General features: G+C 65.1%; 26 protein-coding genes. 8 read left to right on the top strand and 18 right to left on the bottom strand.

The genetic code is table 11. From position 1 onward, the window contains the following. Positions 1 to 174: 174 nt before the first annotated feature. Entirely contained in the window at positions 175 to 996 is an 822-nt protein-coding gene (locus ACQR0W_RS18815) for a lytic murein transglycosylase (RefSeq protein WP_315711736.1), read from the top strand. A gap of 70 nt (positions 997 to 1,066) precedes the next feature. Here ACQR0W_RS18815 and ACQR0W_RS18820 read toward each other — a convergent pair whose 3' ends face one another. Then, positions 1,067 to 1,333, bottom strand: coding sequence for a hypothetical protein (locus tag ACQR0W_RS18820; RefSeq protein ID WP_315751019.1), 267 nt, complete (start codon positions 1,331 to 1,333; stop codon positions 1,067 to 1,069). A 472-nt stretch (positions 1,334 to 1,805) separates the two neighbouring features. On the opposite strand from ACQR0W_RS18820, the gene ACQR0W_RS18825 reads away from it, so the two are divergent. From ACQR0W_RS18825 to ACQR0W_RS18845, 5 genes are all read left to right on the top strand, one after another. Then, on the top strand, positions 1,806 to 1,958 hold the full coding sequence (locus ACQR0W_RS18825) for a DUF1127 domain-containing protein (protein WP_006614327.1): 153 nt from the start codon (positions 1,806 to 1,808) through the stop codon (positions 1,956 to 1,958). Between the two features lie 156 nt (positions 1,959 to 2,114). After that, positions 2,115 to 3,548, top strand: a complete 1,434-nt coding sequence (gene trmFO / locus ACQR0W_RS18830; protein ID WP_316187133.1) for a methylenetetrahydrofolate--tRNA-(uracil(54)-C(5))-methyltransferase (FADH(2)-oxidizing) TrmFO — start codon at positions 2,115 to 2,117, stop codon at positions 3,546 to 3,548. Positions 3,549 to 3,555: 7 nt separating this feature from the next. After that, positions 3,556 to 4,656 (top strand): serine/threonine protein kinase, encoded by a 1,101-nt coding sequence (locus ACQR0W_RS18835; RefSeq protein WP_316170176.1) that lies wholly within the window; start codon positions 3,556 to 3,558, stop codon positions 4,654 to 4,656. Between the two features lie 66 nt (positions 4,657 to 4,722). After that, positions 4,723 to 5,613 carry a TauD/TfdA dioxygenase family protein gene (locus tag ACQR0W_RS18840; RefSeq protein WP_316170175.1) on the top strand — a complete coding sequence of 297 codons (891 nt, stop codon included), beginning with the start codon at positions 4,723 to 4,725 and terminating at the stop codon, positions 5,611 to 5,613. Between the two features lie 243 nt (positions 5,614 to 5,856). Next, a complete protein-coding gene (locus ACQR0W_RS18845; protein ID WP_315711730.1) occupies positions 5,857 to 6,549 on the top strand; it encodes a TauD/TfdA dioxygenase family protein in 693 nt (230 codons plus the stop codon). 13 nt (positions 6,550 to 6,562) lie between these two features. Here ACQR0W_RS18845 and ACQR0W_RS18850 read toward each other — a convergent pair whose 3' ends face one another. The 5 genes from ACQR0W_RS18850 to yajC form a co-directional block, all read right to left on the bottom strand. Continuing rightward, positions 6,563 to 7,423 (bottom strand): phytoene/squalene synthase family protein, encoded by an 861-nt coding sequence (locus tag ACQR0W_RS18850; protein WP_316170174.1) that lies wholly within the window; start codon positions 7,421 to 7,423, stop codon positions 6,563 to 6,565. Beyond that, the gene (locus ACQR0W_RS18855; protein ID WP_315711727.1) at positions 7,420 to 7,797 is read right to left on the bottom strand and encodes an Mth938-like domain-containing protein; all 378 of its coding nucleotides are present in this window, start codon (positions 7,795 to 7,797) and stop codon (positions 7,420 to 7,422) included. Before ACQR0W_RS18855 ends, ACQR0W_RS18850 begins: the two co-directional genes overlap by 4 nt. A 42-nt stretch (positions 7,798 to 7,839) precedes the next feature. Further along, complete coding sequence (secF, locus tag ACQR0W_RS18860) at positions 7,840 to 8,853, bottom strand: protein translocase subunit SecF (protein WP_316170173.1); 1,014 nt, start codon at positions 8,851 to 8,853, stop codon at positions 7,840 to 7,842. 8 nt (positions 8,854 to 8,861) lie between these two features. Beyond that, positions 8,862 to 10,463, bottom strand: coding sequence for a protein translocase subunit SecD (secD, locus tag ACQR0W_RS18865; RefSeq protein ID WP_315711724.1), 1,602 nt, complete (start codon positions 10,461 to 10,463; stop codon positions 8,862 to 8,864). Between the two features lie 88 nt (positions 10,464 to 10,551). Next, positions 10,552 to 10,920: a preprotein translocase subunit YajC gene (gene yajC, locus ACQR0W_RS18870; RefSeq protein WP_006614336.1), complete on the bottom strand. Its 369-nt coding sequence runs from the start codon at positions 10,918 to 10,920 to the stop codon at positions 10,552 to 10,554. A gap of 203 nt (positions 10,921 to 11,123) precedes the next feature. Here yajC and ACQR0W_RS18875 point away from each other — a divergent pair, with 203 nt between their 5' ends. Beyond that, the gene (locus tag ACQR0W_RS18875) at positions 11,124 to 12,140 is read left to right on the top strand and encodes an ATP-binding protein (protein ID WP_316170172.1); all 1,017 of its coding nucleotides are present in this window, start codon (positions 11,124 to 11,126) and stop codon (positions 12,138 to 12,140) included. 51 nt (positions 12,141 to 12,191) lie between these two features. Here the strand turns inward: ACQR0W_RS18875 and ACQR0W_RS18880 are convergent, their stop codons facing one another. Next, positions 12,192 to 13,646, bottom strand: a complete 1,455-nt coding sequence (locus tag ACQR0W_RS18880) for a LysM peptidoglycan-binding domain-containing M23 family metallopeptidase (RefSeq protein WP_316170171.1) — start codon at positions 13,644 to 13,646, stop codon at positions 12,192 to 12,194. Positions 13,647 to 13,753: 107 nt separating this feature from the next. After that, positions 13,754 to 14,401 carry a protein-L-isoaspartate(D-aspartate) O-methyltransferase gene (locus tag ACQR0W_RS18885; RefSeq protein WP_315712607.1) on the bottom strand — a complete coding sequence of 216 codons (648 nt, stop codon included), beginning with the start codon at positions 14,399 to 14,401 and terminating at the stop codon, positions 13,754 to 13,756. Positions 14,402 to 14,668: 267 nt separating this feature from the next. Here ACQR0W_RS18885 and ACQR0W_RS18890 point away from each other — a divergent pair, with 267 nt between their 5' ends. Next, positions 14,669 to 15,052, top strand: a complete 384-nt coding sequence (locus ACQR0W_RS18890) for a response regulator (RefSeq protein WP_315711720.1) — start codon at positions 14,669 to 14,671, stop codon at positions 15,050 to 15,052. Between the two features lie 8 nt (positions 15,053 to 15,060). Here the strand turns inward: ACQR0W_RS18890 and surE are convergent, their stop codons facing one another. The 10 genes from surE to ACQR0W_RS18940 form a co-directional block, all read right to left on the bottom strand. Next, positions 15,061 to 15,828, bottom strand: coding sequence for a 5'/3'-nucleotidase SurE (surE, locus tag ACQR0W_RS18895; RefSeq protein ID WP_315711718.1), 768 nt, complete (start codon positions 15,826 to 15,828; stop codon positions 15,061 to 15,063). A 95-nt stretch (positions 15,829 to 15,923) separates the two neighbouring features. Then, positions 15,924 to 16,283, bottom strand: coding sequence for a hypothetical protein (locus ACQR0W_RS18900; protein WP_315751010.1), 360 nt, complete (start codon positions 16,281 to 16,283; stop codon positions 15,924 to 15,926). 102 nt (positions 16,284 to 16,385) lie between these two features. Further along, entirely contained in the window at positions 16,386 to 17,717 is a 1,332-nt protein-coding gene (gene serS, locus ACQR0W_RS18905) for a serine--tRNA ligase (protein ID WP_315751008.1), read from the bottom strand. A 126-nt stretch (positions 17,718 to 17,843) separates the two neighbouring features. Continuing rightward, complete coding sequence (gene tatC, locus ACQR0W_RS18910; RefSeq protein WP_315827526.1) at positions 17,844 to 18,659, bottom strand: twin-arginine translocase subunit TatC; 816 nt, start codon at positions 18,657 to 18,659, stop codon at positions 17,844 to 17,846. Next, positions 18,656 to 19,183 (bottom strand): Sec-independent protein translocase protein TatB, encoded by a 528-nt coding sequence (gene tatB / locus ACQR0W_RS18915; RefSeq protein ID WP_315711712.1) that lies wholly within the window; start codon positions 19,181 to 19,183, stop codon positions 18,656 to 18,658. Before tatB ends, tatC begins: the two co-directional genes overlap by 4 nt. A gap of 112 nt (positions 19,184 to 19,295) precedes the next feature. After that, positions 19,296 to 19,529 carry a twin-arginine translocase TatA/TatE family subunit gene (locus ACQR0W_RS18920; RefSeq protein WP_006614346.1) on the bottom strand — a complete coding sequence of 78 codons (234 nt, stop codon included), beginning with the start codon at positions 19,527 to 19,529 and terminating at the stop codon, positions 19,296 to 19,298. Positions 19,530 to 19,805: 276 nt separating this feature from the next. Continuing rightward, positions 19,806 to 20,897, bottom strand: a complete 1,092-nt coding sequence (scpB, locus tag ACQR0W_RS18925) for an SMC-Scp complex subunit ScpB (RefSeq protein WP_316170170.1) — start codon at positions 20,895 to 20,897, stop codon at positions 19,806 to 19,808. A 19-nt stretch (positions 20,898 to 20,916) separates the two neighbouring features. Next, positions 20,917 to 21,756: a segregation and condensation protein A gene (locus ACQR0W_RS18930; protein ID WP_315751001.1), complete on the bottom strand. Its 840-nt coding sequence runs from the start codon at positions 21,754 to 21,756 to the stop codon at positions 20,917 to 20,919. Beyond that, positions 21,753 to 22,781 (bottom strand): beta-N-acetylhexosaminidase, encoded by a 1,029-nt coding sequence (gene nagZ / locus ACQR0W_RS18935; RefSeq protein WP_434840724.1) that lies wholly within the window; start codon positions 22,779 to 22,781, stop codon positions 21,753 to 21,755. Before nagZ ends, ACQR0W_RS18930 begins: the two co-directional genes overlap by 4 nt. A gap of 42 nt (positions 22,782 to 22,823) precedes the next feature. Further along, a complete protein-coding gene (locus tag ACQR0W_RS18940; RefSeq protein ID WP_316170168.1) occupies positions 22,824 to 24,365 on the bottom strand; it encodes an SPOR domain-containing protein in 1,542 nt (513 codons plus the stop codon). Between the last annotated feature and the right edge of the window lie 52 nt (positions 24,366 to 24,417).

Genomic DNA, 24,417 nt, shown 5'->3' on the forward strand with positions numbered 1-24,417 from the left:
TTTCACTGCCGCCGGCCTCCGGGCCGGCGGTCGCGTCGAGGGGCCGCAGAGTGTGGCGGCGCTCACGAAATCCGACGCCAATGTGATCGAAAGGCCTTGCTGCTGCCGCGGTTACGCCCGACATGGAGCACGCCCAGCAACGCTTTTTGAATCCATTGCCGTCCAGGTGTTTCGATGATTGCTCGCGTTCTCGCCGTGTCCGCTCTTGCCTGTCTCGCTGCCCTTACCCCCCTGTCAGCGCCAGCGCACGCCGCGGTACCTTGCGGCAACGGCAATTTCGACGGCTGGCTCGCCGAGTTCAAGACCGAGGCTGCAGCCAAGGGCATCTCGCAAAACACGATCAATGCGGCGCTGACGGGCGTGACGCCGGACCAAAGCGTGCTGAACCGCGACCGCGGTCAGAAGGTGTTCAGCCAGACCTTCGAGGAGTTCTCCGGGCGCATGGTGCCGCCGCGCCTGACCCGCGGCTCCAACATGCTGAAGCAATACGGCTCGGTGCTGTCGCGGATCGAGCAGAGCTACGGCGTGCCCGGCGAGGTGCTGGTCGCGATCTGGGGCCTTGAGACCGATTTCGGCGTCAATGTCGGCAAGTTCCCGACCATCCGTGCGCTCGCGACCTTGGCCTATGACTGCCGCCGCGCCGAGCAGTTTCGCGGCGAGTTGCTGGATGCGCTGCGGATCGTCGACCGCGGCGATCTCCAGCCGGCCGAGATGCGCGGCGCCTGGGCCGGCGAGATCGGACAGACCCAGTTCATGCCGTCGTCCTGGATCAAATATGCCGTCGATTTCGACGGCAATGGCCGGCGCGACCTGATCCGCAGCGCGCCCGACGTTCTCGCCTCCACTGCGAACTATTTGAAGGGCTATGGCTGGCAGAAGGGCAAGGACTGGGAGCCCGGCGGCCCGAATTTTGCGGTCATCCAGCAGTGGAACAAGAGCGAGGTCTATGCGCGGACGATCGCGACCTTCGCGACGCAGCTGGCGCGGGCGCCATAGCCTGCCCGGAAAAAGGCCGATCGCGGTGACGCGATCGGCCCTTGGTTCAACGATGCGAACGACTGACGCGCTACTTGATCATCCCGGCCTGCATCGCCTTCGTCAGATGAACGCTGCAGGCGCCCATCTTGCCGCTCAGCAGCGCATCCTGGGCCGCCGCGATCTCTCGCTGCGCCGTGTATCTGGCATCGCCATCAGCCATTGCCTCGATCGCCGTCTCAGTCTTCTCCAGGTTGGCCCCGCTGCAGCCGGCGCCATGCATCCGCGCCGCCTGAGCCGGACCGAACGTGGTCATCGCCGCGATGACGAGCGCGGCCCCCAACAGTTTGCTGTTCATTGTTTTTCCTCGCTGGTGCGACGGCGCAGGCATCATTGCCGGACGCCGCGACATTCTGTCGCACCACCTCGATATTCTCGCGAAATGAAATCACTGCGAGCCGCGCGTGATCGTGGACATCGGTTCACCGTCGCAACATCAAGTAGTGAATATAAATTCATTCTGCTCGACCCATGCACCCCGTCGAGGCTCGAGATGATCAACGCTTAACGGCGTCGTAGCCGCGGTGACAGTCTATCGATCGGGCTTTTCAAACGAACGATTGAAAAACAGCATGATTACGGAGGTTTCCGACAGATCGCACCCTCTGATCCCCCTGCCCGATTCTTACCCAAGCGTTACCCAAGCTATGCGCCGGAGGTTTAGCTGCATCGCAACATCAGCGCTTCCGCATCGCAACAATCTCTTCTATGTTCATTTCAACGATGAGGTTCCAATGAAGATCTGAATCGTGAACTAAAGGAGATTTCTCATGTTGCTCTCGCTCATCCGCATGGTTCAGGCGTTCCGTGAGTATCAGCGCAACGTTGCCGAGCTGTCGCAGCTCAGCGATCGCGAACTCGCCGACATCGGTCTCGATCGCTCGGACATCCCGCGCGTTGCCGCCGGTCACTACAACGGCTGATCGGCCTTCTTCCGATATCTACCGGACATCGCCCGCCTCGCTGCGGGCGTTGCCGCATCTAGGCCTGGCGCAGCGAAACACATGCGCCCGCTTTCTCGCGCCGAGCCTCAATTGGCGCATTTGCAGCGCTCGGGAAAAGCGCTACCTGTCCCGCGCATGACAGGCTCCAAATCACCTTCGAATACCGTCCACGTTGTCGGTGCCGGCCTCGCCGGCTCTGAAGCCGCTTGGCAGCTCGCCGAGGCTGGAGTCGATGTGGTGCTGCACGAGATGCGGCCGGACCGCATGACCGAGGCGCACCGAACCGCCACCCCGGCCGAACTGGTGTGCTCGAACTCTTTCCGCTCCGACGATGCGGCCAACAACGCCGTCGGCCTGCTGCATGCCGAGATGCGCCGGCTGGGCTCGCTGATCATGCGCGCTGCCGACGCCAATCAGGTTCCGGCCGGTGGCGCATTGGCCGTCGACCGCGACGGCTTCTCGGCGGCCGTCACAGCGGCTCTCGAAGGGCATCCACGTATCGCGCTGCGCCGCGGCGAAGTTACCGGCTTGCCGCCGGCGGAGTGGGATCGCGTCATTGTCGCCACCGGTCCCCTCACCTCGCAGCCGCTCGCCGAGGCCATCCGGGACCTGACCGACGAGACGGCACTTGCTTTCTTCGACGCCATTGCGCCGATCGTGCACAAGGACACGATCGACATGACCAAGGCGTGGTTCCAGTCGCGTTACGACAAGGTCGGTCCGGGCGGCACGGGGGCTGACTACATCAACTGTCCGATGACGAAGGAGCAGTACGACGCCTTCGTCGCGGCGCTGCTCGCCGGCGAGAAGACCGACTTCAAGGAGTGGGAGACCAACACGCCCTATTTCGACGGCTGCCTGCCGGTCGAAGTGATGGCCGAACGCGGCCACGAGACGCTCCGTCACGGCCCGATGAAGCCGGTTGGCCTGACCAATCCGCACAATCCGACGGTCAAGCCCTACGCGATCGTGCAGCTGCGCCAGGACAACAAGCTCGGCACGCTCTACAACATGGTCGGCTTCCAGACGAAGCTGAAATATGGCCCGCAGCAGCAGATCTTCCGCACCATTCCCGGGCTGGAGAACGCGGAGTTCGCGCGGCTCGGCGGCCTGCATCGCAACACCTTCCTCAACTCGCCGAAGCTGCTCGATGCGCAGCTCCGCCTGCGCGTCCAGCCACGGCTGCGCTTTGCCGGCCAGATGACGGGATGCGAGGGGTATGTGGAGTCGGCGAGCATCGGGCTGATCGCCGGCCTCTACGCCGCCGCCGAGGTGCGCGGCGCCAATCTGCTGCCGCCACCACCAACCACGGCGCTCGGTGCCCTGCTCGGCCATATCACCGGCGGCCACATCGAGACGATCGACGGTGCGACACGCTCGTTCCAGCCCATGAACATCAATTTCGGCCTGTTCCCGCCGCTGGCGACGACCCCGATCCGCAAGCCGGACGGCACGCGGCTGAAGGGCAACGAGAAGACGGTGGCGAAGAAGCAGGCGATGAGCGCCCGCGCGCTGGCCGATCTCGACCGCTGGATCGCCGAGCACTTGCCCGTCGCGGCCGCTGCGTGAGAGCCCCATGAGTTTGCCGAAGACTGATTTCGCCGTGCTGGCGGCGCGCTGGAGCGAAGGCGTTCTGCTCAAGCGCGACGTGTTCTCGACCGTCGAGCGCGGCCGCTTCAAGAGCGAGGCCGGTGACGTCGACGCCGTGCTGCGCCGGCTCGATGAGGTGCCGTGGTGGTCGTTCGTGCTGGCGCGGCATTTGTTCGCGCGCGAGCGCAAGGCGCTGATGCGCGCCAAGGGGCTCAACGCCGGCCCTGATCTGCTATGGGCTGGGGATCGCGCGCTGGTCCGCGGCTTCATCAATGGCGTGGCGCTGCATCTGGCCAAGCCGCACGGCAACGCCGCCTATTTCCGCTCGGCCAAGCGGATGATGCGCCGGCTGCATCGCGCCGGAATCACGCACAACGATCTCGCCAAGGAGCAGAATTGGCTCGTCGGTCACGACGGCCATTGCTACGTCACCGATTTTCAGTTGGCCGCCTGCTTCGAGAGCCGCAGCCGGCTGTTCCGGATCGCGGCCTATGAGGACCTGCGTCATCTGCTCAAGCATAAGCGGAGTTACGCGCCCGAGGCGCTGACGCCGAAGGAGCGCAAGATCCTGGCACGCAAATCGCTGTTCGCGCGCGTCTGGCTGATGACCGGCAAGAAGGTGTATCGCGCCATCACGCGCGGCATCTTCAATTTCACCGACCGCGAGGGTGGCGGACGACGCTTGGTCAACGATGCGCCGGTGCTGATGGACATGATCCGGAAGAACCCGGCCGTGCGCGACGCGGCGATCGTTGCCTTCGCAGACCGCCGGACCGGCGTCGGGCTCTATGCGTTCGTCGAGGGAGAGCAGCCGACGCTTGAAACTCAGCTGCAAAACGAGCTTGCTTCAGCCAAGGGCCCGAAGCCGCCGGAGCATATCCAGGTCGTGCATGCCCTGCCGCGCGACGCCAGCGGCAGGCCACGCACTGAACTGTTGCAGCTGGTCGCGATGAACCAGATCGACCTGATCGAACCGATGCTCACGAGCGACAGCGATCGCGCTTTCCTCAAGGACATCCTGGACTCGCGCAAAAACCTGCGCGACCGGTTCAATTTCGAGGCGGACCTGAACCTGCCTTCGGCCTGAGCGGACGAGACTTCGCGGACCGACCATTGTATCCTTTGGTTGCAATGTCGTTTGGGAGGATTGGCAATGAACGTCGAAACCCGCGCGGCCACAACGTCTCGGTCGTCGAACATCGAGATCATCCCGACCGGCCGGCAACTCGGTGCCGAGATTCGACATGTCGATCTCAAGCATCTGGACGATGCGGGCTTCAGCTCCCTGCTCCGTGCCTTTCACACGCACTCCGTTTTGCTGGTGCGCGGCCAGGGTCTGACGGACCAGGACTTGATCGCCTTCAGCCGCCGCTTCGGTGATCTCGACTGGGCGCCGGTGCAGGAGAACGGGCGCCGCTTCGTCGACGGTCTACCCGAAATCTATATCGTCTCGAACGTGAAGGTGAATGGCGAGGCGATCGGCAGCCTCGGCGCGGGCGAAGCGGTGTGGCATACGGACATGTCGTATCTCGACACGCCGCCGATCGCGAGCGCGCTCTACGCGCTGGAAATTCCCCCCGTCGGCGGCAACACGTCGTTCTGCAGCATGTATGCCGTGTACGACGCGCTTCCTCCTGAACTGAAGCGCCGCGTCGCAGATCTGAAGATCAAGCACGACGGCACCTACAACAGCGGCGGCTTCGTCCGACAGGGCGTGACGCCGACCGATGATCCGCGCACATCGCCGGGCGCGATCCATCCGCTGGTCTGCACGCATCCCGATTCCGGCCTGCAGATGCTTTATCTCGGCCGCCGGCGCAATGCCTATCTGGTCGGCCTCGAGCTCGCCGAGTCGGAAGCATTGCTCGACGCGTTGTGGGCCTATGTTGCCCGTCCGGAATTCTCCTGGGAGCATGTCTGGAAGGTCGGAGATCTCGTCATCTGGGACAATCGCTGCACCATGCATCGGCGCGATCCGTTCGATGATCATGCGCGGCGAATCATGCATCGGACCCAGATCAAGGGAACAGATCGCCCACACTGATTCGCTTGCGCGCGGGATCAGCACGATCAAGCGCCAGATTGCCTGCGAATGAGTTGCAGGTTGCTGGATATTTCCTCGCGCATCGCCTTGAAGCGTCCAATTTCCGACTCAGAGCGGCAGAGTGTGCCGACAATCGGCAGATCGTGCCGCGATCCTTCCGCGAATTGCCTCCGAGCCGAAACACCCCCGACAAATTACGATGGTTGATTTGCAGGCGCTGGTGAAACTTGGGAGATGACGCAAGTGAGTCTCAGAAGCAACGTTGCTCGAAGCGCCGAAAGCAGCCTCATCCAGGTCATCCCGACGGGAAAGACGCTCGGTGCCGAGGTCTGCAATGTCGATCTCGGATCCTTCGACGATTGGGCGTTCGCCTCGTTCATGCGCGCGCTGCTCAAGCATCAGGTCCTGCTGGTGCGCGGCCAGCGGCTTGGTGAACGTGACATCGCGGCCTTCAGTCGTCGCTTCGGTCACGCGGATCTATTTTACACCTCCCCCGGGGGCTTGCTGGGCGACAGACTGTCATTCTGCAGCCTCTACGCCGCTTATGACGCGCTCTCACCGGCGCTGCGCAGCCGCGTCGCTCATCTGAAGGTTCGTCATCTCGCGACCGACACCGCCGATGATGGCCGTCGCACCGTCATCGCAGGCCCGGTGCATCCGCTGGTCGGCAATCATATCGATACCGGCCGCTCGATGCTCGCGCTGGGGCAGCGTCGCCATTCCTACGTCGTCGGCCTCGAGCAGGACGAATCAGACGCGCTGCTCGACGATCTCTGGCAGCTTGCCGAACGGCCCGAGTTCAGTTGGACCCACACCTGCCGACCGGGTGATCTCGTCGTCTGGGACACCCGCTGCACGATCCACCGGCACGAGCCGCCGGACATGCCGAGACTCCTGCACAGCCCGCCGCTCTGGAGCACGATGCCCTCGGCCTGAGCCCGCGACGGGGTCAGCGCGCGCGAAAACTCGTCGTCCCCGCGGCCCGCCACAGCGTCCACAGCGTCGCGAGGCGCGAGCGGGAGCGCGGCTGAAACGGATCGTCGCGGGGTCCGGCCCGCGCAAGGTCGCGCCGGACCAGCGCGAGCGGCAGCAGAACCGGCCGCACGGCCGGTGGCGCCTGACGCGCCAGCTCGAGGGTATGATCGAGATGCTGCCGGGCCTGCCCGCGCAGCTCCATGATCACCTCCTGGATCGCCGGCGACGCCTTGCCGGAGAACATCTCCTCCTGGCCGACGCCATGCCGCGCGAGAAGATCGAGCGGGACATAGAGCTGCCGGTGGGCCGCATCGCGCGGCAGCGCCGCGATCACCTGGAGCAACCCTTCCGCGATGCCGGCATGGTGCGCGAGATGATCGGCGTCCGCAAACGGCGGCGCAATGATCTGCGCGGCCAGCGCGAACAGCGCGCCACGCGTGTCGCCGAGATAGCCGTCCAGCGCCGCCATCGTCGGCATCGGATCGTTGTAGAGATCGAATTGATGCTCATCGACCAGGCGCGTCAGCCGCTCGACCGGAAGCGCGAAGCGCTGCACGGTGAGCAGCAATTCGGCCGCAACGGGATTTCCCTCCGCGCCGCCATGTTCGTGACCCGTCAGCGTGTCGTGCCACCACTGCAGGCGGACTTCGCCCGGCAGCGGCTGCGACACGAGATCTCGAATGCGGCTGACTTCGACGTTGAATGCGTACAGCGACAACAGCGCACGCCGGGGCTCGGGCGACATGAACAGCGTCGAGGCGTAGCGGTCGAAATCGTGCTCGCGGACAAGGCCTGCACAGAACGCGGCGTCGCTGTTGGCGGTCGTCTCGCTCATGGGACGGCGATGAGCGCTGCCGCAACCCGGCGCCGCTCGCCGATCATGACGTTGTAGGTGCGAATCGCGGGGCCGGTCTGCATCGCATCGAGCACGACGTTCACGCCACGCAGGGCCGCGCGCAGCGGTGCCGGCGCGATCCAGACTTCGTTTCCGGTGCCGATGATGAGCGTGTCGATCCTGTTCGCCGCATCAAAAACGCGCTGCAACGAATAGCGGTCGATCTGATCGGGCTGGATGACGTCCCAGGCCCAGATCGAGTCGGGCAGGCACAGCAGCGAGCCGCGATGCGACATGCCGGCAAAGGCGAAGCCGCCTTTGCCATAACCGTCGATCGGCGCGGACCGCGGGAAATGCGGGGCGTCAGTTGCCATGCGAGACCAACATCTCAACCCCGATCCGGGTCCAACGGCTGATCAGGGCTTCTTTTTCGGCTCGTCGATCTGATCACCCCGAACGGTTCCGACGCCGAGATAGATCAGGATCGGCGCGGCGATGAAGATCGAGGTGTAGGTGCCGACCAGCACCACGCCGAACATCATCACCGCGGTGAAGCTGTGGATCGCCGGGCCGCCGAACAAGAGCAATGCCAGCAGCGCCAGGGTCACCGTGACGTGCGTGATGATCGAGCGCGACAAGGTCGAGTTGATCGATTCGTTGAGCAGCTGCGGCATCGGCATCTTCTTGTAGCGCCGCAGCATCTCGCGGATACGGTCGTAGATGACGACGGTGTCGTTGAGCGAATAGCCGAGAATGGTCAGCAGCGCCGCGATGCTGGTGAGGTCGAAATCGACCTGGCTGATCGACATGAAGCCGATCGTCAGCACGATGTCGTGGACGTTGGCGATCATGGCACCGAGCGCAAACTGCCATTCGAACCGGAACCAGAGATAGATCAGGATCGAGATGATCGCGAGCATCAGGCCGAGCATGCCGACGGCCAGGAACTCGCCGGAAACGCGCGGCCCCACCACCTCGACCCGGCGATACTCTACGGAATCGCCGATCGCCGCCTTCACCTTGTTCGCGGCCTCCTGCTGCGCGGCGTCGCCGCCCGGCTGTTCGGCAATTCGGATCAGAACCGATGCATCGGCCGCAGTGCCGAACTGCTGCAGCTGCACCTCGCCCAGACCGAGGGTCGCCAGGGTCGCGCGCATCCCCGCAATGTCGGCGGTGCCGGACTTGGCCCGCACCTCGAGCAAAGTGCCGCCGCGGAAATCGATGCCGAGGTTCAAGCCATGGGTGAAGAACAGCACGATGGCGAGGATCGACAGCGCCGCAGAAATCGGAAAGCTGATGCGGCGGAACTGCGTGAAATCGAAATGCGTGTCGTCGGGAACGATGCGCAGCGACGGCAGCAGGCCGAGCGCGCTGACCACCGTCAGCACCGCGATCAGGATGCCAAGCCCGATGAGAACCCAGTGTGTCACAGTAGCTCCTAGATTGGCACGCTTTGCGGCCGCTTCCACCGCACCCACCCCGCGACGATCAGACGGGTGAGCGTGAAGGCGGTGAAGACCGTGGTGAGGATGCCGATGCCCAAGGTCACGGCGAAGCCGCGCACGGGGCCGGTGCCGATATAGAACAGCACGGCGGCGGCGATGAAGGTGGTGATGTTGGAGTCGAGAATGGTCGCCAATGCGCGCTTGAAGCCGGCGTCGATCGCCGAGATCGCATTGCGGCCGCCGCGCAGCTCCTCGCGGATGCGCTCATAGATCAGCACGTTGGAGTCCACGGCGATGCCGACCGTCAGCACGATGCCGGCGATGCCCGGCAAGGTCAGCGTGGCATTGAGCAGCGACAGCACGCCGAAGATCATCGCGACGTTCACCACCACGGCGATGTTGGCGAACACGCCGAACAGCCGGTAGGTCAGCAGCATGAACACGATGACGAGGATCGAGCCGACATAGGAGGCGAGCTCGCCCTTGGCGATCGAGTCCGCACCGAGGCCCGGACCGACGGTGCGCTCCTCGATGACCGTCAGCGGCGCGGGCAGCGCGCCGGCGCGCAGCAGGATCGCGAGCTCGTTGGCGGACTGCACGGTGAAATTGCCGGAGATCTGGCCCGAGCCGCCAGTGATCGGCTCGCGGATGACCGGCGCCGAGATCACCTTGTTGTCGAGGACGATGGCGAACGGCTGCCCGACATTCTCGGTGGTGGCTTGCGCAAACTTGCGCGAGCCGGCCGAGTTGAAGCGGAAGGTGACGATCGGCTCGTTGGTGCGCTGGTCGAAGCCGGTCTGCGCATCGGAGAGATCACCGCCGGAGACAAGCACCTGCTTCTTCACGACATAGGGCTGGTTGGGTGGCGATGCGCTCTGGAGCACCTCGGAATCCGGCGGCACCCGCCCCTGCACCGCCTGATCCGCCGGCACCGAGGTATCGACCATCCGGAATTCCATCTTGGCCGTGCGCCCGAGCAGGTTCTTGAGCTGCGTCGGATCCTGCAAGCCCGGCACCTGCACCAGGATGCGATCGTTGCCCTGGCGCTGGATCACGGGCTCGACGGTGCCGAGCTCGTTGACGCGGCGCTCGACGATCTGCATCGACTGCTCGATGGTCTGGCGGATGCGTTCGGTGATGGCCGCCGGCGGGATCGTCAGCCGGACCAGTCCGCCGCCGGCATCGCTGACTTCGAGGCTGCGCTGGCCGCTGGAGCCGAGCAGCCCGCCGAGCGGCTGCGAGAGATCGCGCAGCTTGGAGATCGCAGTTCCCGTGTCGCTTTCCTTGGTGATCCGGACCTCGACCCCATCACCCCGGCTCACCAATCCGGTGTAGCCGATCTTGGCATCGCGCAGCGTACGGCGAACGTCGTCGCGCACGGCATCGAGCCGCTCCTTCTTGATGTAGTTGGAGTCGACCTCGAGCAGCAGATAGGAGCCGCCCTGCAGGTCGAGGCCGAGCACCAGCCGGCGCTGCGCCCAGGCCGGCCAGGTCTTGACCGTCGCTTCGGAGAAGAAGTTGGGCACCGCGCACAGGCACACGACGAGCGCCGTGAGAATGATGCCCAGCGCCTTCCACCGCGTGAAATACAACATGGAGGTTGTCCGTAAGGGCCGTAGCCGGCCCGGAAAATCAGAACATCACAAAGAGCGAAGGCCGGCGTTCAACCGGCCAGGTCGGCGATCAGCTCGCTGCCTTCTCGTCCTTCTTGTCGTCCTTTGCGTCTGCCTTCGCGGGCTCGCCCTTGGTGCGGACGCCCGTGATCATCTGGCGCATCTGGCGCACTCGCACGCCGTCGGCGATCTCGAACTCGACCTGGTCGTCGTCGACGACCTTGGTCACCTTGCCGACCAGGCCGCCCTGGGTCACGATGGTGTCGCCGCGGCGGACGTTCTTGACGAGATCGGCGTGCTCTTTGACCTTCTTCTGCTGCGGCCGCAGGATCAGGAAATACATGATCACGAAGATCAGCGCGAACGGCAGCAGCGACATCAGCATGCTGTTGGTGTCGCCAGCGCCGGCGGCCTGGGCATAGGCAGGGGTGATCAGCATGTGGTCGATCCTCGTGGGCAGCGCCCGGTGAGACGGGAATAGCCGGCGAACCACGCTTGTCTCGGCGCGGGCCGGCCTCTTGCGAATTTCGCGCGGAATATAGCGGCAGCAGTCCCAATAGCAAGGCGCCCCGCCCCTTCATTTCGCCCCGCTTGCGGCAGCCGGCGAGGCCCGATATGGCTGCCCCATCAGGAACTTGCAGCATGTCGAAAAAACCAGCCAGAGCCTCGTCCCGCGCCCCCGCCAAAAACGCCCTCAGACCGCTCGCCAAAGGCCCCCGGCCTGCAGCGCAAAAGCCACCAAAGATCGCGGCAAAACGTCCCGCCGGCCCCGCCTCCGATGATACGGCTGACCGGATTGCCCGTGCGCTGGAAGCAATTGCCGCGCATCTGGCGACAACCCATGCGGGTGCCACGCCCGCGCTGGACCTGAACGCGGCCGACGCCTTCGTCTGGCATCCGAACGGCCGGCTCTCGACGGTGCCGCGCGTCAGCCGTGTCGAGATCGACCTGCTCAAGGGCATCGACCGGATGCGCGACATCCTGATCGAGAACACCGAGCGCTTCGCCAACGGCCTGCCGGCCAACAACGCCTTGTTGTGGGGCGCGCGCGGCATGGGCAAATCATCGCTGGTGAAGGCCGCCCATGCCAGCATCAACGTCACGCGCAAGCCCGCCGACCGGCTGAAACTGATCGAGATTCACCGCGAGGACATCGAGAGCCTGCCGGCGCTGATGGACATCCTGCGTGCCGCGCCGTTCCACTTCATCGTGTTCTGCGACGACCTGTCGTTCGACGGCAATGATGCGTCCTACAAATCGCTGAAAGCCGTGCTCGAAGGCGGCATCGAGGGACGCCCGGAGAACGTCATTCTCTACGCCACCTCGAACCGGCGCCATCTGTTGGCCCGCGACATGATCGAGAACGAGCGCTCCACCGCGATCAATCCGGGCGAAGCGGTCGAGGAAAAGGTCTCACTGTCCGACCGTTTCGGCCTATGGCTCGGCTTCCACCGCTGCAGCCAGGACGAATATCTCGCGATGGTCAAAGGCTATTGCAGCCATTTCGACATTGCAGTCGCCGAGGATCAGTTGGAGCGCGAGGCGCTGGAATGGGCCACGACGCGCGGCTCGCGCTCGGGCCGCGTCGCGTGGCAGTTCACGCAAGATCTGGCGGGCCGCCTCGGCGTGCGGCTGACAACGCAAAAAGCCGCGCAGTAATCTGCGCGGCCCTGTGTCGTCCACGATTGCGTGGGGTCAAACGACCGGACCTCACGCCCCGTTGAGGAATTGCAGCGGGTCAACCGGAGACGATCCCTTGCGGATCTCGAAGTGGAGCTGCGGCGATCCGACTTCTCCCGATTGACCCGACTTGGCAATGACTTGGCCGCGCTTGATCGGATCACCGCGCTTCACCATCAGCTCACTCGCATGGGCATATGCGGTGACATAGCCGTTGGAATGCCGCACCAGGACCAGATTGCCATAACCCTTCAATTCATTGCCGGCGTAAGCGACGACGCCATCTTCGGCCGCCTTCACCGGGGTGCCCTCGGGCACGGCGATGTTGATGCCATCGTTGGACTTGCCGTTGGTCTTGGCGCCGTAGCTGGTGATCACCTTGCCGCGCGCCGGCCAGCGGAAGGTCGGCAGCGAGCTGGTGGTCTCGGCCGGCCGTGCCGGCTCCTCCTCCTTCTCGGGCGCCGGATTGGCCTGGGCCAAGCGGGCGGTCTGGACCGGACCGGCGGCCGTCGCGACCCGCGTTGTCGGCGCTGGCGCCGGCACGGTCGCAACCGCCTGGGGAACGGTTGCGACCGGAGCCACCGGCGCAGCTGCCGCCACGGCCCTGCCAGGGACGGTCAGCCTGGTCCCGAGCTTGAGCGGCGAAGCCTGATCGAGATTGTTGGCGCGGGCGAGCTCAGCCGCCGTCAGATGATTCTGGCGGGCGATGCTGGCGAGTGTCTCGCCGCGGTTGACGAAATGGACGGTGGACGGTGCGACGGCCGCCACCGGCTTCGGCGCGACCATTGGCGCGGCGGCAACGGGCTGGGCCGCGGGCGCAGCCGCCACCGCGCCAGAATGCGGAATGATCAGCTGCTGGCCTGGCGACAACGCGCGCGGGCCCTTGTAGCCGTTGGCAGCCAGGATCTCAGCCGGCGTCACGCGGTAGCGCTTGGCAAGGATGTCGAGCGTATCGCTGGTGCCGACGATGATCTTGGTGCCACTGGCAGGACGCGCGGCCGCGACCGAACGCGGCGGCACGGTGCCGGTGGTCTCGAGGCGCGGCTGGGCCGGCGGAGCATAGGAATGCGCGGGCTGTGCATAGGCCGGGGGTGCGGCGACGGCGGACGCCGCGACCGGGACCGCAGCGGGTGGCGCATAGGACGCGACGCCGCGCCCGCCCGACGACATGCCTCCGGCGCCGCCACCGGTCGGATAGGATTGCGGAGCCCCGACCGCCGGGGGCGGCAGCGCCGAGGACGAATAGGCAGGCGCCGGCGCGGGAGCCGGCGTGTAGGACTGGCTGTATTGCTGGTGCTGCCGGGGCGGCTGCGCCTGCACCGACCCGGTGGAATCGGATGCAAAGGGGTTTGAAAACGGATTTTGCGTCTGCGACAGCCGCGTCGACATGTCGGCGCTGCAGCCGGCGACGCCGAACGACATCAGCGCCAACGCCGCAACTTGCGGCAGGCGGCGCGAGCGAAGCAACTCGACAGTGGCGGGCATGGTTACTCACTCGTACGCAACAAACAACGAATTCGAGTAAACACAGCCGCGGTAAATAAGCGCTTAAGCCGCGAATAAAGCGTTGTGCGGCCTGCTGATCCGCACGTTTAAAGTTCGCGCGCAATCCCCGGAATTGCCGGCACAAATCGCACGTCGACGAGCTCCTTTCGGTCGAAACGATCACCCGTCCGCGTGCTCCTGACGAGCGTCTGCACCCCGTGTTGCGGCCCGACCGGCGCGATCAGGATACCGTCCGGCTCCAGCCGGTCGAGCAGGCTCTGGGGAATCTCGTCCATCGCCGCCGTTACGATGATGCGGTCGAATTGGCCGCCCCCCGGCGGCAGCGCGTAGCCATCGCCGAGCATGACCTCGACATTGAAGCAGCCGAGCTTCTCCAACCGTTCCCTGGCCTTGTCGGCCAATGTCCGGAAGCGCTCCACCGTCAGGACGTTGGTGGCCAGCCTGGACAGAATCGCGGCCTGGTATCCTGACCCCGTCCCGATTTCGAGTACACGATGGGACTTCTGCAGCTTGAGCTGCTCGGTCATGTAGGCGACGACGAAGGGCTGGCTGATGGTCTGCCCACAGGCGATCGCCATCGCGCTGTCGCGATAGGCCTCCGGGCGGTCGGCCGGCAGAACGAACTCCTCCCGCGGCACCTCTTCCATCGCGCGCAACACCGCCTGATCGCTGATCCCCCGCCGACGCAGGGTCAGCTGAAACATCATTTTCTCGGGAGGAGCAGCTGGGGGCATCGGGATGTCGGTTGGTGGGCTCGTGCGCAATTTACCTGCCGGGCGAGGGTTGCGCACCGATTTTCCGCACACCCGTCGCAACCGGATGCACCGTCATGGTCCCGACGACGGACCGCGTTCCGCACAAGGAACCAAGTCGGGTCCGGTTCGTTCACCTTATGGGCGATCGTGCCCACGCCGCACGACCGTGAAAGACGACATTGTTGACGTTGCGCCATAAGCCGTTATTTGCGAGCGTCAAATCGGGTATGGGCAAGGACTGACATCATGACTGCACCGCGGCCGCCGCGCGGCTCTGTGTTTTTGGTTGAAGACGAAGTCATGATCCGAATGATGGTCGCCGACATGCTGGAAGAGCTCGGCTACACCGTCGCGGCCGAAGCCGGCGAAATCGGCGAAGCGATGCGGCTGGCCGAGAGCACCTATTTCGACGTCGCCATTCTCGACGTCAACGTCAACGGCAAGGTCATCTCGCCGGTGGCCGATCTCATCAAGGCGCGCAACCGTCCCTTCATCTTCGCAACCGGCTACGGCTCGTCGGGGTTGCCGGAAGAATATCGCGACCGGCCGGCCCTGCAGAAGCCATTCCAGCTCGAGACGCTCGGAAAGGCGATCGACCATGCCCTGCGTGGCGCTGGGCCACAGGGGTAGAAGGCGCTTCAGCCGAGAATGTCGCTGAGCTTGCCGGAGAACGCCTCGTCCGTGCGATCCAGGCGAAGCGGGGTCACTGATACGTAGCGCGCCGCGAGAGCTGCGAGGTCCGTCCCCTCGTCGGGCACATCGAGCGAGGCAGCCCGGTCGAAGCCGATCCAGAAATAGGGGTTGCCGCGGCCGTCGCGCCGCTCATCGACTTTCAAGAAGCCCAGATTGCGCTTGCCCTGGCGGGTGACCACGACGCCCCTGACCTCTTCCGGTGCACAGGCGGGGAAGTTGACGTTGATCACTGTATTCCTCGGCACGCCGGCTTCGAGCACCTTGCGCACGATCTGCGGGCCGAATTTGAGCGCGGTGTCCCAAGACGGCTTGTCACGCGTTGCAACGCTGAATTCCTGCGACAGGGCAAACGACGGCAGACCGAGAATGGTGCCTTCGAGCGCGCCGGCGATGGTGCCCGAATAGACCACGTCCTCGGCAACGTTGCGGCCCTTGTTGACGCCGGACAGCACCACGTCGGGCAGCTTCGCCCCCAGGATATGACGGGATCCCATGATGACGCAGTCGGTCGGCGTGCCGCGCACCGCGAAATGCCGCGGGCCGACCTCACGCAGCCGCAGGGGGTCATTGAGCGAGAGTGAATGGGACACGCCGCTCTGGTCCAGTTCGGGAGCCACGATCCAGACGTCGTCGGACAGGGCGCGTCCGATCTCCTCGATCACCTTGAGACCCGGCGCATGGATTCCGTCGTCATTGGTGCAGAGAATCCGCATGGCCAACCTTCCGTCCCTCCGAAAGCATCGTTCGGGGGTGTCTTATCTGCTGTGCAGCATCGAGGCAAACCTGAGCGCGCTGCGGCACCACCCGGTCAATGCCGGATCCGCCACTGCGGCAGGAACCTGGCGAACTGCCCTCGCGTGCCCAGCCTCAACGGTAGGCTGGATGTGCCGGATCCGCCGGGTGCCTGCTGGACAGGAGGCGCCGGCACCGCTGAAGGCTCCGTCCGCGGCACTGCCGCAAACCGGACCCGCGCGACACTCAACGCCTTCTCGAAGTCGACGGGGTTGAACCAAGCCTGATCGCGCAGCGAGTCGTGCAGGCCCTCGTCCCAGACCCTTGAGGATTCGATATCGAATGCTCCCTTCAGGCGCTGATCGACCGCCTGGATGCCGGAGCCGGTGACGGCCCATTGCCGCCCGATCCAGAAAATATCCCGATGCAGAGCCATGATGCCGGTATCTGAAAAGCAATTGCTGAACAGAACCGAGGATACGACCCGCCGGCGCGTACGCAATGGCGGCGACCTGAGCGGATGCAATTTGCCGCGACGCTATGGCTCCGCGGCCACCACCTTGAGGCCGCCCATATAAGGCTGCAGCACGTCGGGAATCGCGATCGAGCCGTCGGCCTGCTGATAGGTCTCCATGACCGCGATCAGCGCACGGCCGACAGCCGTGCCCGAACCGTTCAATGTGTGCACGAAGCGCGGCTTGCCATCGCTTCCGCGATAGCGTGCATCCATGCGGCGCGCCTGGAAGTCGCCGCACACCGAACAGCTGGAGATCTCGCGGAAGGCGCCGCCATCGCCCTGCCCGGGCATCCAGACCTCGATGTCGTAGGTCTTCTGCGAGGAGAAGCCCATGTCGCCGGTGCACAGCGTGATGACTCGATAGTGCAGATCGAGCCGGCGCAGCACTTCCTCGGCGCAGGCCAGCATGCGCTCATGCTCGTCCTTGCTGGTCTCCGGCGTCGTGATCGAGACCAGCTCGACCTTGGTGAACTGATGCTGACGGATCATGCCGCGGGTGTCGCGGCCGGCGGCGCCCGCCTCGGCGCGAAAGCACGGCGTCAGCGCCGTGAGCCGCATCGGCAACTCCTTCTCATCGACGATGGACTCGCGCACCAGGTTGGTCAGGGCCACCTCGGCAGTTGGGATGAGACCCAGCCGCTCGGTCTTGAGGCGATCATCCGGCTCTGCAATCAGCTCGCCCTTCACGGCCCAGAACTGGTCGTCCTCGAATTTCGGCAATTGGCCGGTACCGAACATGACGTCGTTGCGTACCAGCAGCGGCGGATTGATCTCGGTGTAGCCGTGCTCATTGGTATGAAGATCGAGCATGAACTGCCCGAGCGCGCGCTCGAGCCGCGCCAGGCCCCTCTTCAGCACGACGAAGCGCGCGCCCGACAGCTTCGCAGCCGATTCGAAGTCCATGGTGCCAAGAGCCGCACCGAGATCATCATGCGGCTTCGGCGCGAAGGCGTAGTTGCGCCGGGCGCCGAACATGTGGCGCTCGACATTGTCGTGCTCGTCCTTGCCGTCCGGCACCTCGTCGAGCGGCAAATTGGGAATCGCCGAGAGCTCGCGCGCCAGCTCCTCATCCGCCTGCTTCGCGGCTGCCTCCAGCTCCGGCATGGTGGTCTTGAGCTTGGCGACCTCCTCCATCAGCGCCGATGCGCGCGCGTCATCCTTGGCCTTCTTGGCCTCGCCGATTTCCTTGGAGGCGGCGTTGCGCCGGGCCTGGGCCTGCTCGGAGGCCAGGATCGCCGCGCGCCGCCGCTCGTCGATGGCGAGCAGATGCGACGACAGCGGTGCCAGACCCCGGCGCGTCAGCGCCACATCGAAACCTTGCGGATTGTCACGGATCGATCTGATGTCGTGCATGGTCGTTCGGTCCTGGGAACGAAGAGTATCGGCGAGTCGCCTGGGCTCGCGGGCCGGCCTGCACTACCGCGAATGGCGCCGGATGGGAACAGGCAACGCCCTGGGATGTCCCCGAGCGCAACCGTTCTATTCGGAAGGGTCGGCCGGGAGATTCCCCGAGCCGGACGACGAGCCGGACTTGGCCGCAGCCGCCTGCTTCTCGACGATGCCGACCGCGATGATCGCGCCCTCGTAGAGCGCCAGCAGCGGCAGCGCCAGCGAGGCCTGGCTGAGCACGTCCGGCGGCGTAAGCACGGCCGCGATGATGAAGGCGATCACGATGAAATAGCGCCGCTTCTCCTTCAGCATCTGCGAGGTGACGATGCCGATGCGGCCGAGCAGGGTCAGGATGACCGGGAGCTGGAACGCGATGCCGAAGGCGAAGATCAGCGACATCATCAGCGACAGATATTCACCGACCTTGGGCATCAGCGCGATTTGCGCCGTCTCGGGGCCGCCGAGCTGCTGCATGCCCAGTGAGAAGCGCACGATCATCGGCCACACCGCAAAATAGACCAGCATGGCGCCAAGCACGAAGAAGACGGGGGTCGCTATCAAGTAGGGTAGGAAAGCATTGCGTTCGTGGCGATACAGCCCCGGCGCCACGAACTTGTAGATCTGCGTCGCGATGATCGGGAACGAGATGAAACCAGCGCCGAACATCGCGAGCTTCAACTGCGTGATGAAATATTCGAGCAGCTGTGTGTAGATGAACTTGCTGTTCTCGGCACCTGCGACCCAGACGAACGGCAGCACCAGGATGTTGTAGATCTGCTTGGCGAAAAAGAAGCAGAAGATGAAGGCCACGCCGAAGCCGATCAGCGCCTTGATCAGCCGCGACCGCAGCTCGATCAAGTGGTCCATCAACGGGGCCTTGCTGGCCTCGATATCTTCGACGGTCATGACGCTTTGGCGTCCTTCGGGCGGTCAGCTTCTGCTGACGCAGACATTTCAGGCTGTGGCTCGGGTTTGATTTCACGGACGATCGCCAGCGGCTCGCCCACGGATTGATGGACTTCAGCCTCTGCGAAGGTCTCGGCCACTGGAGGTTCGGGGGTGGTCGGGGTCATCACAGGAGGCTCGGGCGAAGCAGCAGCCACATCCGATGCGGGCGCCGGCTCGGCGGGCTTGTCGATCCCCTCGATATCGAGAGCCTTGTCGACGTCGCGCTGCAACGAGGAGATCACGCCGGTCGGGGTGAAACCGCTGGCCGCCTCGCGGACCTCATCGAAACTCTTCTTGAGGTCGGCCATCTCCGCTTCGCGCATCGCCTCCTGGAACTGGCCCTGGAACTCCGAGGCCATCCGGCGCGCCTTGCCGATCCATTGCCCGACCATGCGCAGGACGCCCGGAAGCTCCTTGGGACCGATCGCGATCAACGCGACGACCCCAATGACGAGCAGCTCACTCCAGCCGATATCGAACATGAAACAATCCGCCTACGCGACGACGCCTCTGATCCCGCCTATCCGGGCCTGTCTGAACAGGTCCCGGTGCCGTCCCTGCGGGAGCGCGCCGCCGGCGCCTTTCACGCGCAGATCAAACGGCTTTGCTGCCGACATCCGTGCGGGTGGCCGAAGGCGTGGCGCCGTGATCGATCGACTTGACGGGCTCGGTCTTCTCCGGCGCCTTGTCGTCGTCCTGCATGCCCTTCTTGAACGCCTTGATGCCCTGCGCGACGTCGCCCATCAGATCGGAAATCTTGCCGCGCCCGAACAACAGCAGGACGACCGCGATCACGACGATCCAGTGCCAAATGCTAAGCGAACCCATCCTGCAACCCTCCAAACACCGGCGCAGCCTTCACCCGACTGCCCGTCGACGCTACCGCCGAAACCGCGTCATATCCATGGACTTGACCGCGACACTTCGCTTCTAGCATTCGATTGCGAAACATCAACACGAACGCGGCGCATCAGCCGAAAACGGCCCGCGGACAGCCCAATCTGGCCGGAAGGTAGGCGCCAACGCCCCCAAAAACAAGCACTTAAGGTCCGACAATTCGCGGCCGGACCTACGTAATAACGCGAGTGTTAACAGCCCCGGCCGCTAGCTTTGGTGCGGCGAGCCATCGTCGTCGGTATCGCGGTCGTGCGCGTCATCGGCCGCGTCGATCTCCTCATCCGCCGTGTCGACCTCGGCCTCGGCCTCTGCCTCATCGTCTGCCTGAGCGTCAGCGTCGGCAGACAGCTCGACGACCTCGATAACGGCCTCGTCGTCCGGCTCGACCTCGATCTGCTCGACGGCCAAGTCCACTTCGGTGATCTCGGTTTCCGCATCGGCGCCCGGCAGTTCCAGATCGCCAACGGCAACCTGCGACGAGGTGCGAACGGCGGCCTCAGTGGTCGCCATCTGGCCTTCGGCGACCTCGGCCGCAGCCGTGTCGGCTGCGACCGTTTCCATCTCGGCCGTTTCGTCTTCCGCGGCTTCGGCCTCGCCAGGCTCGGCCTCCACCGCCGGCGCAAGCGCCAGGTCGAGATCGCCCGGATCCAGCGGCTCCTCGTCCTCCCGCAGCGTCGGATCGTCCGATGGCGTCGGGACGGTGAAGCCGGTCGGCAGCCGGGAATCCAGCAGGCCGGTTCCCTTCAGCTCTTCCAGGCCAGGCAGATCGCCCAGGGTCTCCAGGCTGAACTGAGCCAGGAACGCATCGGTGGTTCCGAAGGTCAACGGACGGCCCGGCGTCTTGCGGCGCCCCCGCGGCTTGATCCAGCCGGTCTCCAGCAGAACGTCCAGCGTTCCCTTGGAGGTGACGACGCCGCGGATCTCTTCGATCTCGGCACGCGTCACCGGCTGGTGATAGGCAACGATGGCCAGAACTTCGATCGCCGCGCGCGACAGCTTGCGCGTCTCGGTGCTCTCGCGCGTCATCAGCCAGGCGAGGTCGCCGGCGGTACGGAAGGTCCACTTGTTGGCGACGCGCACGAGATTGACGCCGCGATTGGCGTACTCCGCCTGCAGCTGCGCCAGTGCGGCCTTGATGTCGACACCTTCAGGCATACGCTTGGCGAGCGCAGCCTGCTCGAGCGGCTCGGCCGAGGCAAACAGGAGAGCCTCGAGGATACGCAACTCTTCGGGGCGCGCTACAGGCTCGATCGCGATCTCGTCGGGCTCTTCCATGCGCAGTTCCGCCAAGCTTGCCATGGCAGGGTCTCCTTGTTCGTTACTCAACCGTCAAGTCCGGCGCAGCCATGGCGCCGGGCTGGATCGGTGGACGCTTACGAAAGTACAGCGGCGCGAACGCCTGCTTCTGGTTCAGCTCGAGCTTGCCTTCGCGAACCAGCTCGAGGACGGCCGCAAAGCTCGATGCGAAGACGGTGGCCTTCTGTGCAGGCTCGACGACGTAGTCCAGCAGGTAGTCGTCGAGACATCCCCAATCGTCCGAGACCTCGGTCATGCCGACCAGACGTTCGAGCGAGGCGCGGGCCTCGGCAAGCGACCAGACCGTGCGCTTGGCCATATGAACGGACGTGACGACGCGCGACTGCCGCTGGATGGCATAGGCCGACAGCAGGTCGAACAGGGTCGCGGTGAACTTGGGACGACGGACCTCCGCTATGGCCTCCGGGTTGCCGCGCGGGAACACGTCACGCTGGAACTGGGGCCGGTTCATCAGGCGATTGGCGGCTTCGCGGATCGCCTCCAGCCGGCGCAGCCGGTTGGCAAGTGCCGTGGCCATCTCCTCGGCGCTCGGACCTTCCTGCGCTGGCGGCTCGGGCAACAGGAGACGCGACTTCAGAAAAGCGAGCCAGGCCGCCATCACGAGATAGTCGGCGGCGAGCTCCAGCCGGATCTTGCGGGCAGCCTCGATGAACTGGAGATATTGGTCGGCGAGCGCCAGGATGGAGATCTTGGCAAGGTCGACCTTCTGCTGCCGCGCCAGCGCGAGCAGCAGGTCGAGCGGGCCCTCGTAGCCCTCGACGTCGACGACCAACGCCGGTTCGGCCTCGGCCAGCTCCGTCGTGGGACGGCCGGTTTCAAACGACAGAATTTCAGCGGTCATGCGCTAGCGGATCCCAGCCGGTTGATCAAGGCGTCGAGCTCGCCGCGCGCGGCGTCACGATCGAAGCCTGTAGGTGCCTTGCGCGCCGCAAGCGCGCGATCGGCGCGGATCAGAGCCTGCCCTTCAAGCTCCGGCGTCTCGGCGGCCACGGCCTGCATCTCGTCGAGCTTGCCGTTGCAATGCAGAACCATGTCGCAGCCAGCCGCCACGATCGCACGCGTGCGCTCGGCGATCGATCCGGCCAATGCGTTCATGGAAACGTCATCACTCATCAACAAACCCTGGAACCCGATCCGTTTGCGAATCACCCGTTCGATCATTGTCGCAGAAGTCGTGGCCGGATGGGCGGCGTCGATCGCGCTAAACACAACATGTGCAGTCATCGCCATCGGGAGGTCGGCCAGCGGCCTGAACGCGGCGAAATCGGTTGCGTCGAGTTCCGCTTCTGGCGCGTCCACGGTCGGCAGCCGGAAATGGGTGTCGGCGGTGGCCCGGCCATGCCCCGGAATGTGCTTCAGCACCGGCAGCACGCCGCCCTGCTCCAGCCCCTCCGTCACCGCCCGGGCGATCGCCGCCACCTCTTCTGGCGTCGTGCCATAGGCTCGATCCCCGATCACGGCATCGGCGCCGGCGACAGGGACATCTGCGAGCGGCAGGCAATCCACGGTGATGCCGAGCGCGAGCAGGTCGTCGGCGATCAGGCGAGCGCTGAGCCAGGCGGCACGGAGGCCTGCGGCCGAATCAAGGTCGTAGAGACGGTCGAACACCACGCCGGCGGGATAGACCGGCCAATGCGGCGGCCCCAGCCGCTGCACCCGGCCACCCTCTTGGTCGATCAGGACTGGAGCGTCGGCACGGCCGACGCAGGCCCTTAATTCCTCAACCAGTGCAGTCGCTTGGGCGGGTGACTGGACGTTGCGCTTGAACAATATGAAGCCCCAGGGCCTGGACTCGCCGACGAACGCGCGCTCGGCGTCGGTGAGATCAGGTCCGGAGATACCGGTAATGAAAGCCCGCATGGTCATGCGGGCCGCATAGACCCCGCCTCGGGGGCGGTCAAGCAGGCCTTAATTGTTGCTAAACGGGAAACACTGTCCGCCGGCAGTTTTCAACGATCCGCACATCTTGTTGGCCTCTTCCTTCGTCGCGAAGGGCCCGACGGCCGCGCGGTACCTGACGCCGCCCTTCTCACCCAGATCCATCCGCTTGATGATCGGCTCATATTTGCCCAGCACGGCGCCGTACTTGTCCTGCACCGCCTTGTACGACGACATCGCCTCCGCCTCGCTGGCCTGCGACGAGATCGAAACCAGGTAGCCGCCGGTACGATCGGTCTGGGTCTGCTCGGTGACCGGCACGGCCGCAGCGATGCGCGCCGGTGCGGCCGGCTGCGGTGTCAGCGGCATCGGGCTGTCGTTGGCGGCCGACGCATTGGCGTTGGCCGGCGACTTGCGGCCCTTCGGCGTCGCCGCCGGCTTGGTTGCAGGCGTCGCCGGCATCGGCGGATCGGCCGCAGCGGCCTGATTGCCCCCCGTCACGGACAGCGTCTTGATCGGACGCGGATCACTGTTGGGCAAAATGCCGTTGGCGTTGGCCATCTGCGACATCGGGGCCGACCCGGCGCTGACCGGCGGCGGAGCCGCATTCTGGTTCATCTGCGGGAACACCACGCGCGGATTGCCGCCGCGGGCATTCAGATCCATCGGCGTCTCCTCGCGGGACACCAGCTTCTCGCCCCCGTCATTGCCGAGCAGACGATCCGGCACCTTCGGCGTCGGATCCTGCTGGGCCATGATCTTGGTCGGACTGTTGTCGGCGCGAATGATCGGCGGCTCGCCGGTACGGCCGGACGAGATGTAGGTCTTGTAGCCGTAGGCGCCGCCGGTGCCGACCACCGCAAGGGTGAGCACGGCGAGCACGGTGCTCATGCCGCTGCGCCGCCGCGGCCGCTCCTCTTCCTCGCCCTCGTCGTAACCGTCCTGATAGCCGTATTGGCTGTCCTGGAAATCGTTGTCGCCCTGAAACCCCTGCTGTCCTGAGCCCATCTGCCCGAACAGCGCATCGTCATAGCGCGAGGAGTCCGGCTCGTTGTCATCGAAGCCGTTGTCGCGGTTGTAGTCGCGGTCATTCTCGGCAAACCCGTGGCGCGACTCCCCGACGCTGTAGTCGAGCTTGGACAACTGATCGGCGAACTCCGCGTTCGGATAACCCGGCTGCTGCCGGGGAGCGGGCGCGGGCGCGAAGTCCTGGTCCGGGAAACCCGGCTGGCCGCGCGGATCCTGATAGCCCGCCGGAAAGGCCGGCGGTGCAGGCGGCGGCTCGCGGCCGATGTCAGCGAAGGGGTTGGCGGCGGCAGGCTGGGCACGTTGCATCCAGGCCGGAGCGCCGGCCGGAGGCATGCCGGGAACCGGCTGTTCCGGCGCGGGCGCCGCGGGGCGCGCCATCGGACGCGGTTGAGATTGCGGAGTTGCCCGGCCCGAGGCGGCAAAAGGATCGTTCTGCCCGATCAGGCGAGCGAGTTCGGCGAGCGGATCGGCATCGGCCTGCTGGTTTCCACCACGGCCAAAACCATCAGCGGGAAAGGGTCTGTCCTGGTAACGATCAGCCATCGTGATGAAGCGTCCCTGCGGGTGAGCCGCATATGCGTCCTAAGGCGGACCC

This window comes from Bradyrhizobium sp. HKCCYLRH1034 (assembly GCF_051168375.1).
GTDB lineage: Bacteria > Pseudomonadota > Alphaproteobacteria > Rhizobiales > Xanthobacteraceae > Bradyrhizobium.